This is a genomic window from Enterococcus devriesei, assembly GCF_001885905.1.
Classification (GTDB): Bacteria; Bacillota; Bacilli; order Lactobacillales; family Enterococcaceae; genus Enterococcus_A; species Enterococcus_A devriesei.
This window is the reverse complement of the sequence record NZ_JXKM01000003.1, coordinates 124,291-142,493: the sequence shown is the minus strand read 5'-3', so window position 1 is coordinate 142,493 and position 18,203 is coordinate 124,291. Positions and strand designations below refer to the sequence as shown.

Here is an 18,203-nt window from a genome sequence, read left to right as displayed (position 1 = left end):
TAAAGTAACAGCCGGAGGAATAATTAGTGAAGAAGAGTTTATTATCAGCATTGTTGGTATGTTCAATCGCCGTATCAGCGGTTCCCAATATTGCTTTTGCCGATAATTATGATCAGCAAATTCAAGAAAAAGATCAAAAAATCAGTGATTTACAAGGTAAACAATCCGACGTTCAAACACAAATCGATGGATTAACTGCTGAAATTGCGACAGTTAGCGGAAAAGTTAACGAATTAGAAGCGAAACAAGAAAAATTAAACCAAGATACACTAAAATTACAAGATAAAATCGCTACTTTAAAAGTACGCATCGCAAAACGGAATGAAGTTATCAAAAATCAAGCCCGTGATACACAAGTAAAAGGACAAGCAACGAATTACGTTTCAGCTGTATTAGAAGCAGATTCATTATCTGATGTTGTTGGTCGTGTTCAAGCGATGACGACAATGGTTAAAGCGAACAAATCTTTAATGGAGCAACAAAAAGCTGACGAAAAAGCTGTTGAAGCAAAAGTTAAAGATAATGAAGCAAAAGTTGCAGAAATCGCTGCAAACCAAAAAGAATTAGAAACACAGAAAAATTCAATTGCTAACAAGCAAGCAGAATTGAATGTTGTGAAAGCAAATTACGCAGCAGAACAAGCAACTGCTGAACAAGATAAAGCTAAGTTGAAGAAAGATCAAGAAGCAGCAAAAGCAGAACAAGCGCGTATCTTGAAAGAACAAGAAGCGGCAGCTAAAGCGCAAAAAGCTGAGCAAGAACGCCAAGCAAAAGAAGCGGCGAAAGCGCAAAAAGCTTTTGAAGCGGAACAAGCTAAAGCAGCTGAAGAAGCAGCGAAGGCACAAGAACAAACAAAAGAAACGACTGAAAGCAGCTCAACCACTGCTTCATCTAGTACTAGTGAAGAAAGCACAACAACTTCTTCTTCAACTGAAGCTAGTTCAACTGAAGCGACAGATACAAGTTCAACCGACAACTCTAGTACGCCAACACCTACTCCGACGCCAGCACCAACACCACCAACCGGTGGCGGTTCAAAAGTCGATCATACAGGTTCAGGCAATATGTATGCAGAAGGTCAATGTACTTGGTACGTTAAAACTGTGGCACCATGGGCTGGGACTTATTGGGGCAACGGCTGTCAATGGGGTGCTTCAGCAGCGGCTGATGGCTTCCAAGTAGACGGTTCACCAGCAGCCGGTTCAATCGTAGTCTTTGGACAAGGTCAATCAGTTGGAACATGGAACGCTGATCCAGTTTATGGACACGTAGCGTATGTTCAATCATACAACGCATCAAACAACACGATTACAATTACTCAAGGTGGAATGGGCTTCTCAACACCAAATGGACCAAACACTGCAACATTAAGTGCAGCAGGTTTACAATATATTCACCCATAATCAATAAGTAAAAAGTCGCCGATTTATTCGGCGACTTTTTTTCATGAGAGGAAGAAGAAAATTTTAAAATGAATCAATCGCTTTACAGTAGGCATATCCATGTCCGGCTTAACGAATTCGCTTTATGGGCAATCAGCAAAACGATTTCGAAGTTTGAGAAGCAATTTGTAAATAATTTGATTTTATTGCTCAGCTGACTCCTACTGAGAAAATCATTTTTCCAAAAACACGAAAAATGATTCTGATTGTCCTTACGCCTACCATTTTTCTAATCTCAATAAAGCGAGAAGAAAAACTGGCAAAAAGCTGAGGGAGTTCGTGCAAGTCTTTCTTAAACGCAGCTTATAAATTGAACTAAATTTAATCGTCTTCAAGCCTAGTTATCTTTACAGCCTGAAGGCTTTTTTGATTGTCCGAAAGTGTCAAGGAAATAAATTTCAAAATTTTTTTAAAGGAAAACGGATTCTTTAATTTTCTGAATAAAATACTTGCATTTACATTTTATAAGAGGTAATATCAAACAGCATTAATAACTAACACTATTAGGCATTAATGAGAAACTAGATTTTTTTAAGAAGGAGGAGTCGTATGACATTCGCAGAAGAAGCTGAACGTGAACTGATGGAGCTGATGGTACAAAATCGCCATGGCGCATTCAGTAAGATCGAAAAGAGCAGCAAAGGTGCGAACATCGTCATTAAGGCATTAGATATATTAGGTGAACCTGCCAATCCTAAATTTTTAGCAGACACACTTAATTTATCTACAGCACGAATCGCAGCTGTGTTGGGAAACTTGGAAAAGCGCGGCTTAATCATTCGCACGATGGATCCTGACGATCGTCGTAAGATCAATGTCAGCTTGACGGAAGCTGGAGAAAAAGTAGCGAAAGCTGAAAAACAGGAAATGCGGACGAAAATTATTCGAGTATTTGAGTTAATGGGAGAAGCAGATACTAAAAAATATCTCGAATTAACTGCTAAGTTTGTCGACTACTCAAAAAAAATATCCGCGGAAGGGGAAAGTGATCAATAGTGAAGATTTTTAAATATCTTGGAAAATACTGGTACGCGATCATCGCTGTGTTCTTGCTTTTAATTGTGCAAGCATCCAGTGATTTAAGTTTGCCTAGTTTAACGTCAGATATCGTAGACGTTGGTATTCAACAGGGAGGACTTGAACAGTCGACACCAGACAAAATCAGAAAGTCAACGCTTCAAGGGCTTGAGATTTTCATGACCGACAAAGAGAAGCAAACAATCAAAGATAACTACAAAGAAGCAACTCAAACCGTAGACGGGAAAAAGGTCGATATCTACAAATTAGACTTGCAAAAAGGAACAACGAAGGATGAACTAGCAAAAATCCTCAATCTACCTATGATGATGATTGCTTCCGCCCAATCAAAAGATTCAACCAATGGGAAAGAAGCAAAAGAAGTTCTGACTGAGTATCAAGCCATCGCTAAAGACGGAGCGAAAGCTCAAGCTTTAGGTCAAGAAGCGAAGGCATTAGGCGAACAAGCGCAAGCGGCTGGTAAAGCAGCGGCAAGTGCAACAGATGGCGCAACATCTGCTGCCAAAGGTGCGGAAGCACAAAAATTAGCGGCTGAAGCACAAGCCAAAGGCGCGGAAGCACAAAAAATCGGCGCCGAAGTCAAAATACAAAATGATGCAATGCCAGCAAAAGTTGATGCTGCTCGTAAAGCGACGAAGAAAAGCTTAGGCAATGTTGGTGAAGATTCGCTAAAAACAGTTGGGATTCAATTAACCTTAGCTGAATACAAGGCGTTAAATGTTAATACCCAAAAAATCCAAAATGATTACATGATGAAAACTGGTGCTAAAATGATTGGTTTGACCTTCGTCTCAGCTATTGCTGCGATTATCGTTGGTTTGATCGCGTCATTAGTTGCCGCAACAGTCGGTAAAAATTTACGGGTTGGCCAATTTGAACAGACATTAGCCTTTTCCAACAATGAAATGGAAAAATTCTCACCTGCTTCATTGATCACTCGTAATACCAATGACATCCAACAGATTCAAATGGGGATCGTCATGATCATGCGGATGGTTTTATATGCACCGATCTTAGGTATTGGTGGGGTCTATCGCGTTTATAAAACCGGAACAGGAATGGGCTGGATCGTTGGTGTGGCCGTGGCGGCTGTTTTAGTTCTAGTCTTAACCTTACTATTAACAACGATGCCAAAATTCAAAGCGTTGCAAAACTTAGTTGACCGTGTCAACTTGGTTTCTCGTGAAATCATCACTGGATTGCCAGTTATTCGTGCCTTTTCTCGTGAAAAATACGAAGAGGAACGTTTTGATGTAGCGAATACGAACTTGATGAAGACGCAAATGTTCGTGAACCGGGCGATGTCATTAATGATGCCGTTAATGATGCTTTTAATGAATGGAATCTCAGTACTGATCGTCTGGGTCGGTGGACACAACATGGACATGGGACAATTACAAGTCGGTGACATGATGGCCTTCATTACGTACACGATGCAAATCGTTATGGCCTTCATGATGTTATCAATGGTTTCAATCATCTTGCCGCGTTCAAATGTAGCAGCAGGACGGGTAGATGAAGTCTTGAATACAAAACCTACGATTGTTGATCCTGAAGAACCAAAAGATGATCATGATTTCAAGGGTGAAGTGAAATTTGAAGGCGTCCAATTCCGTTATGGTGATGCCGACGAAGATGTTTTGCATCATATCAACTTCACAGCAAAACCTGGAGAAACAACAGCATTGATCGGTTCAACTGGATCAGGGAAATCAACTATCGTTAACTTGATTCCACGTTTGTTCGATGTAACTGGCGGACGAATCACCGTTGATGGGATTGATATCCGTGAAATGAGCATGCATAAATTACATGAGATTATGGGCTTTGTACCTCAAAAAGGAATTTTATTCTCTGGTAATATTGCTTCAAATATTAAATTTGGCGATTCTGATATTACTGATGAACAAATGAAAAAAGCCGCTCAAATCGCACAAGCAGAAGAGTTTATCGATTCGAATGAAAAAGGCTTTGATCGTGAAATCTCTCAAGGTGGAACGAATGTCTCTGGTGGACAAAAACAACGTCTATCGATTGCTCGTGCGTTAGCGAAAAATCCTAAGATCTTGATCTTCGATGATTCGTTCTCAGCTCTTGATAACAAAACGGATGTGGCGTTACGAAAAGCCCTCGCTGAAAATATCAAAGATGTGACGCAAATCATTGTGGCCCAAAAAATCTCGACGATTCTCCATGCTGACAATATCATTGTCTTAGAAGAAGGTCGGGTCGTGGCGCAAGGTCGTCATGAAGAATTGATGGAATCATCTAAGGTCTATCAAGAAATTGCCCAGTCACAATAAAGCAATGCTGAATTAGGCATAGAAGAAGCGGATTAAGGAGGAGCGAATAAAATGGCAGAACAAAAACAAAATCGCCCTCGTGGTGGCGGTCCTGGACATATGTCTGCGCCAGTGGAAAAAGCCAAAGACTTCAAAGGTACGCTGAAAAAATTAGTCTCGTATCTTGGGGCGTATAAAATCGCGGTGTTCTTTGTAATGATCTTCGCGATCGCCTCAACAATTTTCAATATTTGGGGTCCAAAAATCTTATCAAAAGCAATTACTGAATTATTTAATGGTTTAATCAAAAAATATCAAGGTACTGGTGATATTAATTTTGATAAAATCGGTGGCATTCTTTTATTCATGCTTGGTCTATATGTGGTGGCTTCCTTATTCGGAATCATCCAAGGCTGGATCATGTCGACGATTTCCCAAAAGATCACGTATCGGATGCGGAAAGAAATTTCTGAAAAAATCGATCGGATGCCAATGAATTATTTTGAAAGCCGGACAACCGGGGAAGTTCTTTCACGCATCACGAATGACGTGGATACATTAGGACAATCACTGAACCAGAGTTTGACGCAGTTGATCACTTCCACCTTCACGATCATCGGAGTTATCGTAATGATGCTTTCAATTTCGGTGAAAATGACGGGTGTTGCGATCTTGATCGTCCCTATTTCATTGATTTTGATCTTGATCGTTGTGAAAAATTCGCAAAAATATTTCAAAACCCAACAAGAATATTTAGGGGTTATCAACGGGAAGGTTGAAGAAACCATCGGTGGGTACACGATCGTTCGTTTGTTCAATGATGAAGAAAACTCGTTGAAGGAATTCAAAGAACAAAATGAAGTGCTATTCAAATCTGCTTGGAAGTCCCAATTTCTATCTGGTTTGATGCAGCCGATCATGAACTTTGTCGGAAACTTAGGTTATGTGGGTGTAGCGATCGTTGGTGGATTCATGGCTTATAATGGAACAATCACAGTTGGTGATATCCAAGCCTTTATCCAATACGTTCGTAACTTAACGCAACCAATCGCCCAATTAGCCCAAGTATCGAATATGTTGCAATCAATGGCTGCCGCAGCGGAACGGGTCTTTGAATTCTTAGCCGAAGACGAAGAAGATCAAATGGCTGAGAATCCAGTGCAATTGGATAAAGCAAAAGGCATGGTAGACTTTGAGCACGTACAGTTTGGTTACACACCAGACAAGATCGTTATCCAAGACTTTACTTCTCATGTCGATCCTGGCCAAACAGTTGCGATCGTTGGCCCGACTGGTGCAGGTAAAACAACGATGGTCAAATTATTGATGCGTTTTTACGATGTCAATTCCGGCGCAATAAAAATCGATGGCCACAATATCAAAGACTTTAATCGTGCAGATCTACGGAAAAACATCGGAATGGTTTTACAAGATACTTGGTTGTTCAAAGGAACGATCATGGACAATCTACGGTATGGGCGTTTAGACGCGACAGATGAAGAAGTTTATGCCGCTGCCAAAGCTGCTCACGTGGATCACTTTATTAAGACCTTACCTGGTGGTTATGAGATGGAATTGAATGAAGAATCTTCAAACATCTCACAAGGACAAAAACAATTGTTGACCATTGCTCGTGCGATCTTAGCCGACAAGCCGATCTTGATCTTAGATGAAGCCACTTCATCAGTTGATACTCGGACAGAAGGCTTGATCCAAGAAGCGATGAACAACTTGATGAAGGGCCGCACGTCCTTTGTTATCGCTCACCGTCTATCAACCATTAAAGACGCTGACAAGATTCTTTACATGCAAGGTGGAGACATCAAAGAACAAGGTAGCCACGAAGAACTATTGGCTCAAAACGGACTTTATGCTTCCCTTTACAATTCACAATTTGAAGAGTTAGCTGAATAAGAACATAGCGTATGCCGACTTTGAATCAAATACCAAATGATTTGGTCCAAAGGGCGGCCTTATTCTAAGCACTAGGCAAATATTGAAGCTTGCATGCTTGAGCCTCATAAATATAAATAAGTCTATTCTGATTCCTTTTCATTGGAACCAGAATAGACTTATTTTCGTTTTATACCAAAATTTCAGAAAGAGCTGATTGTTGGTAGACACTATTTTTATTTGGCCTTATTTTTATCACTAGAAATCGCGTAGACGGATAAGACTAGGCAGAGAACTGCTAAAGCAGCCATCACCCAAAAAACATTGTGGAAAGCTTGAATAAAGGTTACCCCCAGCTGAGGTGTAATGTAGCGGACCCCGGGAAGCTGGGCAAAGAGCACGGCAGAAGCGATGCTGATACCTAAGCTCATCCCGATCGTTCTAAAGAAAGAAGTCAAGGACCCAGCAACGCCGGTGAAGTGTTTCTCTACAAAAGACATCGCCAATGAATTATTCGGCGATAAAAAGAGCCCCATCCCGACACCATTTAATAAAATTGGCAACAGGATCAGTAGCCAATTAATTGATAAGGGATAAAAGGTATAACCGATTTGCGAGAGGATTAAGACGATTAGACCGCTGATAATTAATTTGCTGGAGCCGATCTTATCGGACAAACGTCCCGCGATTGGTGAAATCACCAGCATGACGACTGATTGTAAAACCATCACGAGACCACTAATCAAAGGATTAACCCCATTGAAACTTTGCAAATAAAAAGGTAATAGGATATTTGATGCGACATTGGTCAGCATCGCTAAAAATAAAGCGAACATCGAAAGCATAAAGCGTTTGTTGCGAAGAACGCTAGGCGAAATCCAAGGGCTTTTACTATGATCATCCTGAATAAAAGAAAAAACCGTCAAGGCCGCACCACCAACGAAGGCTAGACTGCCGACTAGATAGCGAGCTTGCATATCTTGGAAAAAGAGACTAGAAAGGGATAAAACAATGATCCCAACCGAAAAAATACCTTGCCCCAGCCAATTGGCTTCTTTTAAAGGAGCTTCCAACAATTCTTTTGTAAATTTAGGAATCGTGAAGGTTTTGAATCCAAGGTAACTAAAAATAAGTCCTAAGGGAACATTGATCAAATAAATCCAACGCCAAGAGAAGACCGACAAAATCACGCCGCCTAAAGCGGGACCTGAAATCGATCCAACCGAGATAAACATCGAAATGACCGCTAGGGTTGTTCCGCGGGTCTCGGGAGTAGAATATTCAGTCGTCAAACCAATTGAATTAGCCATGATCATGGCCGATCCAATTGCTTGGATAACTCGGCCGAAGAGAAGCAGGACAAAGGTCGGTGCCAGTCCATTGACTAAGGAGCCAATGGTAAATAAAAGACCACCGACTAAGAAAATTAACTCTTTCGACAACACGTCGCCGAGATGACCAAAGGCGACTAATAAAATTGTTGTGGTAATCAAGCCAATTTGAACGATCCACGTTGCTTGATTATTCGTAATCGCTAAGGCTCGGCTGATCGTGGGTAGCGCTAAGTTGGTACTTTCTCCAGACAGCGAGGTGATAAAAGAAAAGAGTCCGAGAATAATGATTGATTTACTAAGGGTTCGTTGTTTTTCCATATGGTTCACTCCAACGGCTAAGCGAGTTAGTCTTTTTTTATTAGTATAATAATGATTATCAAAAAATACGATTGAAACGTATTCTGAATCTTAGTAGAGGAGCGAACAATGAAAAAAACAAGTGTACCTCGAAGGTTTCAGTCGAGGTACACTTGGCTGATTAATTTAAATAAGGTAGTAACGTTTGGAATAATAGGGCGCTGGAAGCGGCCCCTGGATCAATGTGTCCGATGGAGCGTTCGCCTAAATAAGAGGCGCGTCCTTTTTTAGCTTGTAAGTCTTTGGTTTGTTCTTTCAGCTGTTCAATTTCTTGGCTGGATAAACGTCCTTCTTTTAAAAGAGTGATGCTAGGACCCCAGACGTCTAACATTGTTTTGTCGCCTAGTTCCGCTTTTCCACGATTTTTGATGCCATCGAAACCAGCCGTTAGTATCGAAATTAATTCTTCAGTAGTAGTAATTTCAGGAAGATCTTTAGCAGCTTTCGCCATGTTCATAAAGGCGGAGCCGTATAAAGGCCCTGACGCGCCGCCAACTTTTGAGATCAGTGCCATCGCTAAGACTTTAAAGCTATTAGCGATAGAGCTTGGCTCATTTCCTTTAGAGACAACTAAATATTCGGTCATTCCCCGATGCATATTGTTGCCATGATCACCGTCACCAATCGGCGTATCTAATTCACTTAGATAATCTTTATTTTTTTCAATAGTAGCCGCGAAATCCTGCAACCACGCTTGGATGTCATTTGTTGTGACCTTCATTTATTTTTCCTCCTTGCGATTGTTTACCAAGAGATAGTTGAAACATAGCGGGTCAAGGCGTGTTGCCAAGTTTGATCGGCTAAGTCAATGAATGTTAAAGACAAGCCTTGCATGTCGATGGAGGTCATATAATTTCCGACCTTATGGAAGCTGACGGAAATATTTTCTTCAGTTAATAGATGCAAGACATCATTGATAAAGACAAATTGCTCCATCAAAGGTGTTCCACCCATGCCGTTGACTAATACGCCGATCGTTTGCGGTTTTTCTTCATAGGAAGCCAATAGCTTAGTAACCATTTCTTGGGCCAAAGCTTTCGACGGCTGCAATTGTTCTTTACGATAGCCAGGCTCACCATGAATACCTACACCAAATTCAATTTCATCTTCGGCTAATGAAAAGCCGGGTTTACCCACTTCAGGGACTGTTGCAGCTTTCAAAGCAACCCCGATTGTTTTCGTTGCTGCCACGACTCGCTCACCTAAAGTTTTTAATTCAGTCAAGCTGGCACCGTGTTTAGCGGCATTTCCTAAGATCTTATGAACGAGGATCGTCCCAGCCACGCCGCGTTTGCCAGCGGTATAGGTGCTGTCTTCTACCGCGATATCATCGTCAACGACAACGATCTCCGTAGCAATCTCATTCATTTCCGCCAAATCCTTAGCCATTTCAAAATTTAAAATATCGCCCGTGTAATTTTTGACAATCAATAGAACGCCTTGTCCTTGATTGGCTTCTTCGATCGCTATTTCAATTTGATCGGGAGTCGGTGAAGTAAAAACATCCCCTAAAACCGCTGCGCTCAACATGCCGTCGCCGACAAAGCCTGCATGGGCTGGTTCATGGCCGCTGCCGCCGCCAGAAACTAAACCGACTTGTGCTAAACTTGAATTCTTTGCGATAACACGAGAATCTGCCACTCGATGAACGAGGCTAGGATAGCTTTCGACGATACCAGACAACATTTCTTCAATAATATCTTTTGGATCGTTAATTATTTTTTTCATCTTATTCCCATCCTTTTCCGGGTGCATTCTTTGCTTCAGCGATAATGTGAGAAAGATCATCGGAAACGCTAGCAGTGATTCCTGCTGCGAAAGCTCCCTCAACTAACGGCGCATCAACTAAAATGTATTTGGACTGCTGTATTTCTTCTAACATGTCAAAGGCTAATTCTGCACTTAAAACGGCACTGCCGAGATCGGCAAAAACGAGAAACACTTCAACGGAATCGGCTTCATTGACAACATCAACGATTTTCGTTGGGTCACTGCCAAGCTCACCCTCTGAAGTACCGCCTAATGAATAAATTTCCAGTGAATCACTTTGAGCCATTTGCTCAATCATTTCTTTGATACCGTCAGTGATTTTTTGACTATGTGAGACTAATAGAATTGCCTTTTTCATGGAAAAACTCCTTTTTCAATTTAATGTATTTATTTTTCTTCCAGAAAAATAAATCTGATATTCAAGCCGTATATCATCCTACTAGCTCTTATTTTTTTAGTTCTAGTCGAACTTTTTCGGACTCCGCTCTTTATAAACTGCAAAAAGTAGGACTGACATCCTTTTTCAATTTAATGTATTTATTTTTCTTCCAGAAAAATAAGTCAGAATTTCAAGCCGTATATCATCCTACTAGTTCGTACTTTTTTAGTTCTAGTCGAACTTTTTCGGACTCCGCTCTTTATAAACTGCAAAAAGTAGGACTGACATCCTTTTTCAATTTAATGTATTTATTTTTCTTCCAGAAAAATAAGTCAGAATTTCAAGCCGTATATCATCCTACTAGTTCGTACTTTTTTAGTTCTAGTCGAACTTTTTCGGACTCCGCTCTTTATAAACTGCAAAAAGTAGGACTGACATCCTTTTTCAATTTAATGTATTTATTTTTCTTCCAGGAAAATAAATCTGATATTCAAGCCGTATATCATCCTACTAAAAAGCTATAACGCATAACGTGTTACTAACTCGCTGAGGCAAGTTAGTAACACGACTGTCGATTATTGATGCGCGTCTTTGTAAGCTTGACCGATCCGGTCGGCGACGATAATGGCATTGGCAACTTCTTCTTCCACGATTGGGAATGGCATTGAGTGAATCGATTCTTCTGGAATAGAAGCGATTTTGGCAACTTCAAGTGCTTCTTCAAAGCTGATTGATTCAACACCAAGGTCAGCCAATGTAAGTGGCAATCCGATTGAAGCCATGAAATCCATTACTGCGTTGATTTCTTCTGTTTCAGCATCTTCTAAAACCAATTGTGCTAAAGTAGCAAAGGCAACTTTTTCACCATGTAGATAGTGATGTGTGCCCGCTAGAACTGTCATCCCATTGTGAATCGCATGAGCTGCTGCTAAGCCGCCGCTTTCAAAACCTAAACCAGACAATAAGATATTTGTTTCAACGATCTTATTCAATGCTTCAGTTGGTAAGTTGGCATCACAAGCAATCTTCGCGTGTAGCCCATCTTCTTGAAGATTTTCCCAACATAATTTTGCCATAGCAAGTGCGGCATAAGTCCCACTGGCAGGAGGAGTCAAGCCTTCACGAGATCCCATTGGTAAACTAGCGTTGACCCGTGAGTAAGAATTGTGAGTGGCCCGGGCTTCAAAGTAAGTGGATAAAGCATCACCCATGCCGGCAACTAAGAAACGAGTGGGTGCTTTTGCGACGACCTTTGTGTCGACTAGGACAACGCTAGGGCTTTGTTTGAAATAAGCATAATCATCAAAAGAACCATCTGCGTGGTAAAGTACGGCAGAGTGAGAAGTTGGCGCATCTTGCGCAGCGATTGTCGGAACAATAATCAAATGTTCACCTTCAGCGACCACTTTTGATGCATCGATGGCTTTCCCGCCACCGAGTCCGATAATGCAGTCGGTTTGATATTTTTCTGCCACTGCTTGCAATCGTTTTGTTTCTTCACGAGTAACTTCTCCGTTGAATCCGCCTTCATAAAAAGTGATATCAAATTTCTTTGCGGTCGCATCCAATTGTGGACGTACCCGCTCAACGTCATCCGGATTGGCAATCAATAAGGCAGACTTGCCGAAGGTGGTAACGAAATACCCTAAATTTAATAATTCATCTTCGCCTTGAACATATTTTGTTGGTAAAATCAGTGCTTTTCTCATAAAATGAAGCCTCCTTGTTTTTATTTACAGTGTTATCATAAAGCGTTATCATAAAAGAATCATTGAAGAATGTTACCGTTTTCTTATGAAAAACAATTGAATTATTTTGCTAAATAGAACTATTTTGTTACAAAAAAGGTTCTATAATGTCGCTATGAGGTGATCGTATGAAGGGAACGCAATTTGATATTGAACAAGTACTGGACTTAACGAAATGGGAAAAGTTGCAAGAAAGTATTGCTATCGCGACGCACTTAGCAATTATTTTAGTAGATTATCGTGGTCGGCCGATTACAAAGCATAGCCAAGTCCAGCCTTTTTGTCAGTTGGCTCGCAATCATCCGAAGCTTTCGGCGTATTGTGAAAAATGTGATTCACGAGGTGGGCTGGAAGCAGTACGAACGGGCCAGCCCTTCATTTATCGCTGTCATTTTGATATTGTTGACATGGCGATCCCGATTATAGTTGACGGTCACTACGCGGGCGCGATTATGGCGGGAGAAATTTTGCTGACGGAAGAACAGAATGATTTGGAACAAGTATTGCAGCTGGGAGATCAACAGCTTGTGACTGATTTTAAGCAAGAACACCAAGACTTGATTGCCCGATACCCGCGATTTAATCGAGAGGATCTGAATCAATCGGCCGAGATGTTAGAAAAGCTCAGTGAATATATCATTAGTGAAGCAATCAAAAAAGATTATTTAATTAAGGCTTACAAGCAAACACTGCGCTTGTCGCAACATGAAAAACCGTTAGAAGAAGGCTTGGATCTGGCGTTTGTGCAAAAGGATATCCAACAATCGCTATTAGAAAGTCGACTACAAACAGAAGATGGGGTGTATCAGGCGACAAATCGGCTACTGCAGCCGGCAATCGATTTAGTGTTTGAAAATAAGGGCAGTCATGTTGATCTGCCGACACTAGCTTCGGTGACTAATCTATCCCCTAGTCATTTGAGCCGTTTACTCAAAGAAGAATTTGGCGAACCTTTTAGCAAAATCTATGGAAAATTAAAAGTGTATTGGGCCGAGCAATTATTAGAGACTACCGATTGGTCAATTACCGAGATCAGTGATGAATTAGGATTTGTAGAGCCCAGTTATTTTGTTCGTAGTTTTAAAAAAATTACTGGGACCACGCCGTTAAATTATCGGAAAAATATTATTGAAGCGAATAAAAGACAGTAAAAAGGGTTTGTCTTTTACTCGCTTCTTTTTGTAAGAGATCAAGGTCTATCATAATTTCACGATTCCGCTATAATAGACAAGGATGTTTTATTATAGAGAGGATTCTTTTTCATGCTTAATTTTTCAAAAGATAAGGAGCGGTTGGAAACAGAGGTTTTCAATGATCAAGCCACATTGCAGCACTTATTGGCGCAAAATAATGGGGCAGAGTTCAGTCCGGAGCAACTAGCGGCGATCCGTTTTCCGATGGAGACCCATCTGCGGATTATTGCTGGTGCTGGCAGCGGCAAGACCCAAACGATTTGCGGGAAGGCGGCATATTTAGTCTTAGAAAAAAAGGTCGACCCCAAAACGATCATGATGTGTACCTTTTCCCGCAAAGCCAAATTGGAAATGGAGGAACGAGTAAACCATTATCTAGGAGGTTACGGCCGGCCCCAAGTCCAAACCTTTCATGGTTGGTTCAATCGAGAATATCAAGAATTGATCCGGCACAATCCAGCACTCAAGCAGTGGGGAATTGAAGGAGCGATCGATGAAGAGCTTTATGGGCAAACAGTCAATCAACTAATTAAGAAGTATCGTTTATATAACTTTGATAAATACGAGGATCGCAGTCTCTTGTCGCGAATCAGCTATTGGCGCAATATGGGCTATTCAGATCAAGCGATGATCGGTTTTGTTGCTACTTACTTTGATGGAAAAGATCTCTTGCCTAATCAAACGCTAAGCCAGGTCTTTCAGCAATTTTTAGCAGAGCTAGCCGTGATTAAAAAGAGTCAGCAATTTATTACCTTTGATGACATGCTCTATAATTTAAAATTGATTTTAGAAAATGATCTCACTGCACGAGCAAGCTTGCAGCAAAAATACCGCTACATTTTTATTGATGAGTTTCAAGATATCAATCCGCTGCAAAAGCAAATCGTCGCCTTGATCTGTCCACCAGATAAGCAGAGTCAGAACCTGTCTGCTGGCAAACTGATTATCGTAGGAGATGATGATCAAAGTATTTATTATTTTCGCGGGGCAGAACCGCGTTATATCAAAGACTTTGACCAAGAATACAACCAGACTTCGTTGACACTCATGACGAATTATCGCTCAGAAGCACCGATCGTTGAGGCGGGAAATCGGTTGATTCAACATAACGCCCATGATCGATTGGCTAAAACCATGACCGCCATCAAGCCAGCCGTTCACGAAATCTCCGCTTTGAGTTTTCCTGATGATGAAGCAGAAGCTGCTTGGATCGGTAAAGAAATTCAAATGCTAGCGACTCAAACGCCGAAAAAGGACGGGAAACCCGATTATACCGACACGCTGGTATTGTATCCAACGCGGGTGCAGCTAAGGTCTTTATTAAAAGAATTAGCTGAACAAAAAGTTCCTTTTGTCACACAATCAAATGATGATCTTTTAGGAATCTTCGGGCTGCCTTTGTTTAAACATTTATTTGAACAATTACAAAAAATCGCGGGCGCAACAAATAGTAAAGAAAAAAATGATGCTTTAAAAAAGATCATTCAACAATACGCCTTTTATCACTACATAAAGTTCGGTACTAGCGCGGCTTTCTTGGCGGAACTTTTCACCCAAAACAAATTCAAAATCAATGATCTAGTTACCTTCTTAGTAGCTGAAAAGCAGCTTGATCGATCAGCGCAAACGAAGACAAAAGAATTCTTCAAACAAATCTACACTTTTTATCAAAGCCAGCAGCTGCAACTGGCGCCTTTTGTGGAAGCTATCCTGGCGACCCCTAAATTTAAAAAGGAACTAGGTATGGAAGAAGCTGATTGGCTGGCAAAGGAATTAACGGAAGCCAAGGATTGGCCCGGTTTAATGGCAAGCTTTGAAGAAGCTCAGAAGCAAAATCAAGGAATGAAGCAACGCTTAAAAGAATACGATCAACAGCAACTAAACGCCGTCTATTTATTGTCTATTCATGCCAGCAAAGGACTAGGAAAAAAGAATATCTTTATCAAAGGTGTTTACGAGGACGCTTTGCCCAATCATCATACGGTTGAAAAAGCAGACTGTGATTTGCAGGCGGCCGTTGAGCAAGGCGCACCACCGACGACGATGGAAGAACAGCGACGACTGATGTATGTCGCTATCACGCGAGCGAAGGAAAGATTGTATGTGACTTTCCCCAAAGCTGTCAACGAGAAAAAAACCGAACCGTCAGCCTTTATCCAAGAAGCCGGTCTAACAGTCAAAGAAGTACAATAGTAGGATAAAGAATCGTTGATTCAAGGAATCAGAAATTGGTTCTGAGGAGGAAGAGAGGAATGATCATGGAGCGACAACAGCAAGCAATCGCATCTTTTCAAGTAGGATACAATTGTTGTCAAGCAATAGTTTTAGCTTATCGTGCTGAGTTGAAGATCGATGAAAGAACAGCGATTGAACTAGGCGCAAGTTATGGCGGCGGCCGTTACCAAGGGTTGTGCGGCGCGTTAGCGGGCTGTTATATCGTAACCAACCAGTTAAAAGGTACCCCAAAGACCAACGACCCAGCCGAATGTGTGGGAGCTGCGACGGAAAAAATAATAGTCAGACTCAACCAAGACTTCCAGCAAGCCTGTGGTTCACTTTATTGTAAAGAAATCATTGGCAAACGCCCTTGTTCAGAGTATGTTGGCGAGGCGTGCAGGATACTAGAAAAAACAGTTGGCAGTGGGAAATAAATGATTAAGAAATGAGCGGCTGTGACTGGAACGCCGTTTATTCGGTAGAAGGAGGTTCGACAAAACTTTTGTGAACCTCTTTTTTGCACGCTTGAAAGAAAGTATAAATTTTTCACATGAATAAATCGCTTTACAGCAAGTATATCCATGTCCGGCTTCACGAAATCATTTGGTCTTATTGCTCAGCTGACGCCTAATGAGGGAATCATTTTTCTAATCTCAATAAAGCGAGCAGAAAAACTGGCAAAAAGCTGAGGGAGTTCACGAAAGTCTTTCCTAATGTAAAAACTTATTCTGTCCGTCTCATTTAGGTAGCCATTTTCAGGAACTAATTTTTTTCTTTACGAGAACAATTCTTTGCCGGTTCATTGAAAACATTGTACTATCGGAATTAGAGATGCCAAGCTATAGTGAAAGCGTATTTTAAGGAACTTTCTCTCGTTAGCGGGCATACGTTTAAAGCTAAAACTTATTTTTTTAAATAGAGGAGATGGAACCATGAAATTTGTAGTAATAGGTGGGGTTGCAGGTGGCCCTTCGTTTGCTACCCGCTTACGTCGTTTGAATGAAGAACACGAAATCGTGATTTATGAACGAGGAGAAAATATTTCTTACGCAAGCTGCGCACTGCCTTATTATTTAGGTGGTGTAATTGAGGATTTGGATTCCTTGATCGAACGGACGCCAGAAATATTAAAGGTAAAGAACAATATTGATGTTTTTACGAAGCATGAAGTTCAGACGATTGATCCAGAAAATAAACAATTAGTCGTCAAAGATTTGGCGACTGGCGAAACGACTGCGACCAATTATGACAAATTAATTATTTCAGCAGGAGCTCGTCCAACCTTACCGCCAATCAAAGGGGCCGCAGAAGCGGAAAATGGCTTTGTCTTACGTAGCGTGACAGATGCCGCAGAGATCAAAACCTATCTTGATGAACACGATCCTAACAGTGTTTTAGTTTTAGGAGCCGGCGTGATGGGTCTTGAATTAGCAGAAAACTTTAAACATCGCGGAATGGACGTAACGCTAGTGGATCAATTGCCGCAAGTCGCGTTTCCTTATGATGAAGAGATCGCGGATTTGATCTATGCTAAATTGCTTGAAAATGACTTACATGTTCATTTAAACACACGAGTAGAAGAAATTCGTCAAGCTGGACAAGAGGTTCTGTTATCCGATGGAACGAGACTTAATCCCGAATTGATTCTCTTTGCGACTGGGGTGGCGCCAAATAATGAAGTCGCTAAAACGGCCGGTATTGAATTATCCGAGGACGGACAAATCATCGTCAACGATCAATTAGAAACAAATGTAGCCGACATCTATGCCATTGGCGATATTATTAAAACCACCAGCGTAGTGACCGGGCTGGCAACTTCAAGTATGTTATCCAGTGCCGCCAATCGTCAAGGTCACATGTTAGCTGATATGGTTAATGGTACACCGATGCGCTATCGGGGGTATATCGGGGCCGGTGTAGCGAAAATTTTTGATTACACCGCTAGTTATGCTGGAATGACCGAGCATGCCTTGAAAGCGGCGGGCATCACGAATTACAAATCTGTTTTTGTGACCCCGTTTGATCATGCCTACTTTTACCCAGGAGCGACCCGCTTGAATCTTAAAATTATTTTCGACGCGGATAGCGGTAAAATCTTAGGTGGACAAGCCGTCGGAGAACAAGGTGTCGACAAACGAATGGGGGAACTGTCCGTAGCCATCACTGGCAATCTAACCGTATTTGATCTGCCTGATTTAGAATTACCTTATTCACCACCGTATTCAACCACGAGAGATCCATTGAACATTGCCGGCTATGTGGCAATCAATCAAATGACCAACGTGGTGGAAACAATCAAAGCGGAAGATATTCCAGCTGAAGATTTAGCTAGCGCCTTTTTCTTAGATATTCGTGAACCTAATAAATCCCCATCCGGCTCGATTGAAGCAACTAAAAATATTCCTATGAACGAGCTGCGTGATCGGATCAACGAAATCCCGAAAGATCGTAAGGTTTATATCACCTTTAGAAAAGGGTTAAATACCTATACGTCTGCACGGATTTTAGCTGGCTTTGGTATTCCAGCAATTTTGATTGAGGAGTAGGCGG

The 18,203-nt window shown here is 41.3% G+C and carries 13 protein-coding genes; 8 read left to right on the top strand and 5 right to left on the bottom strand.

Going from position 1 to position 18,203, the window contains the following annotated elements:
• Positions 1 to 26: 26 nt before the first annotated feature.
• From RV00_RS05380 to RV00_RS05365, 4 genes are all read left to right on the top strand, one after another.
• Complete coding sequence (locus RV00_RS05380) at positions 27 to 1,403, top strand: CHAP domain-containing protein (RefSeq protein ID WP_071861593.1); 1,377 nt, start codon at positions 27 to 29, stop codon at positions 1,401 to 1,403.
• Between the two features lie 588 nt (positions 1,404 to 1,991).
• Entirely contained in the window at positions 1,992 to 2,438 is a 447-nt protein-coding gene (locus tag RV00_RS05375; protein WP_071861592.1) for a MarR family winged helix-turn-helix transcriptional regulator, read from the top strand.
• Positions 2,438 to 4,783 carry an ABC transporter ATP-binding protein gene (locus tag RV00_RS05370; RefSeq protein WP_071861591.1) on the top strand — a complete coding sequence of 782 codons (2,346 nt, stop codon included), beginning with the start codon at positions 2,438 to 2,440 and terminating at the stop codon, positions 4,781 to 4,783. Before RV00_RS05375 ends, RV00_RS05370 begins: the two co-directional genes overlap by 1 nt.
• Positions 4,784 to 4,834: 51 nt before the next feature.
• Entirely contained in the window at positions 4,835 to 6,676 is a 1,842-nt protein-coding gene (locus RV00_RS05365; protein ID WP_071861590.1) for an ABC transporter ATP-binding protein, read from the top strand.
• A gap of 215 nt (positions 6,677 to 6,891) precedes the next feature.
• Here RV00_RS05365 and RV00_RS05360 read toward each other — a convergent pair whose 3' ends face one another.
• From RV00_RS05360 to RV00_RS05340, 5 genes are all read right to left on the bottom strand, one after another.
• Positions 6,892 to 8,307 (bottom strand): MFS transporter, encoded by a 1,416-nt coding sequence (locus RV00_RS05360; protein ID WP_071861589.1) that lies wholly within the window; start codon positions 8,305 to 8,307, stop codon positions 6,892 to 6,894.
• A 160-nt stretch (positions 8,308 to 8,467) separates the two neighbouring features.
• Positions 8,468 to 9,067: a dihydroxyacetone kinase subunit DhaL gene (dhaL, locus tag RV00_RS05355; RefSeq protein WP_071861588.1), complete on the bottom strand. Its 600-nt coding sequence runs from the start codon at positions 9,065 to 9,067 to the stop codon at positions 8,468 to 8,470.
• Between the two features lie 23 nt (positions 9,068 to 9,090).
• A complete protein-coding gene (gene dhaK / locus RV00_RS05350; protein ID WP_071861587.1) occupies positions 9,091 to 10,074 on the bottom strand; it encodes a dihydroxyacetone kinase subunit DhaK in 984 nt (327 codons plus the stop codon).
• Between the two features lies 1 nt (position 10,075).
• Entirely contained in the window at positions 10,076 to 10,474 is a 399-nt protein-coding gene (gene dhaM, locus RV00_RS05345) for a dihydroxyacetone kinase phosphoryl donor subunit DhaM (protein ID WP_071861586.1), read from the bottom strand.
• A 596-nt stretch (positions 10,475 to 11,070) separates the two neighbouring features.
• A complete protein-coding gene (locus RV00_RS05340; protein WP_071861585.1) occupies positions 11,071 to 12,204 on the bottom strand; it encodes a glycerol dehydrogenase in 1,134 nt (377 codons plus the stop codon).
• A gap of 167 nt (positions 12,205 to 12,371) precedes the next feature.
• On the opposite strand from RV00_RS05340, the gene RV00_RS05335 reads away from it, so the two are divergent.
• From RV00_RS05335 to RV00_RS05320, 4 genes are all read left to right on the top strand, one after another.
• On the top strand, positions 12,372 to 13,394 hold the full coding sequence (locus RV00_RS05335; RefSeq protein ID WP_071861584.1) for a PocR ligand-binding domain-containing protein: 1,023 nt from the start codon (positions 12,372 to 12,374) through the stop codon (positions 13,392 to 13,394).
• Positions 13,395 to 13,505: 111 nt separating this feature from the next.
• Positions 13,506 to 15,629, top strand: a complete 2,124-nt coding sequence (locus tag RV00_RS05330) for an ATP-dependent helicase (RefSeq protein WP_071861583.1) — start codon at positions 13,506 to 13,508, stop codon at positions 15,627 to 15,629.
• A gap of 59 nt (positions 15,630 to 15,688) precedes the next feature.
• Positions 15,689 to 16,087 (top strand): C-GCAxxG-C-C family protein, encoded by a 399-nt coding sequence (locus tag RV00_RS05325; RefSeq protein WP_249024065.1) that lies wholly within the window; start codon positions 15,689 to 15,691, stop codon positions 16,085 to 16,087.
• 498 nt (positions 16,088 to 16,585) lie between these two features.
• Entirely contained in the window at positions 16,586 to 18,199 is a 1,614-nt protein-coding gene (locus RV00_RS05320; protein WP_071861582.1) for an FAD-dependent oxidoreductase, read from the top strand.
• Positions 18,200 to 18,203: the final 4 nt, after the last annotated feature.

Coding starts and splice junctions, on each gene's coding strand:
- dhaK (WP_071861587.1), bottom strand. CDS start 10,074: ATGAAAAAAATAATTAACGATCCAAAAGATATTATTGAAGAAATGTTG.
- RV00_RS05340 (WP_071861585.1), bottom strand. CDS start 12,204: ATGAGAAAAGCACTGATTTTACCAACAAAATATGTTCAAGGCGAAGAT.
- RV00_RS05375 (WP_071861592.1), top strand. CDS start 1,992: ATGACATTCGCAGAAGAAGCTGAACGTGAACTGATGGAGCTGATGGTA.
- RV00_RS05365 (WP_071861590.1), top strand. CDS start 4,835: ATGGCAGAACAAAAACAAAATCGCCCTCGTGGTGGCGGTCCTGGACAT.
- RV00_RS05335 (WP_071861584.1), top strand. CDS start 12,372: ATGAAGGGAACGCAATTTGATATTGAACAAGTACTGGACTTAACGAAA.
- dhaL (WP_071861588.1), bottom strand. CDS start 9,067: ATGAAGGTCACAACAAATGACATCCAAGCGTGGTTGCAGGATTTCGCG.
- RV00_RS05360 (WP_071861589.1), bottom strand. CDS start 8,307: ATGGAAAAACAACGAACCCTTAGTAAATCAATCATTATTCTCGGACTC.
- dhaM (WP_071861586.1), bottom strand. CDS start 10,474: ATGAAAAAGGCAATTCTATTAGTCTCACATAGTCAAAAAATCACTGAC.
- RV00_RS05325 (WP_249024065.1), top strand. CDS start 15,689: ATGATCATGGAGCGACAACAGCAAGCAATCGCATCTTTTCAAGTAGGA.
- RV00_RS05330 (WP_071861583.1), top strand. CDS start 13,506: ATGCTTAATTTTTCAAAAGATAAGGAGCGGTTGGAAACAGAGGTTTTC.
- RV00_RS05320 (WP_071861582.1), top strand. CDS start 16,586: ATGAAATTTGTAGTAATAGGTGGGGTTGCAGGTGGCCCTTCGTTTGCT.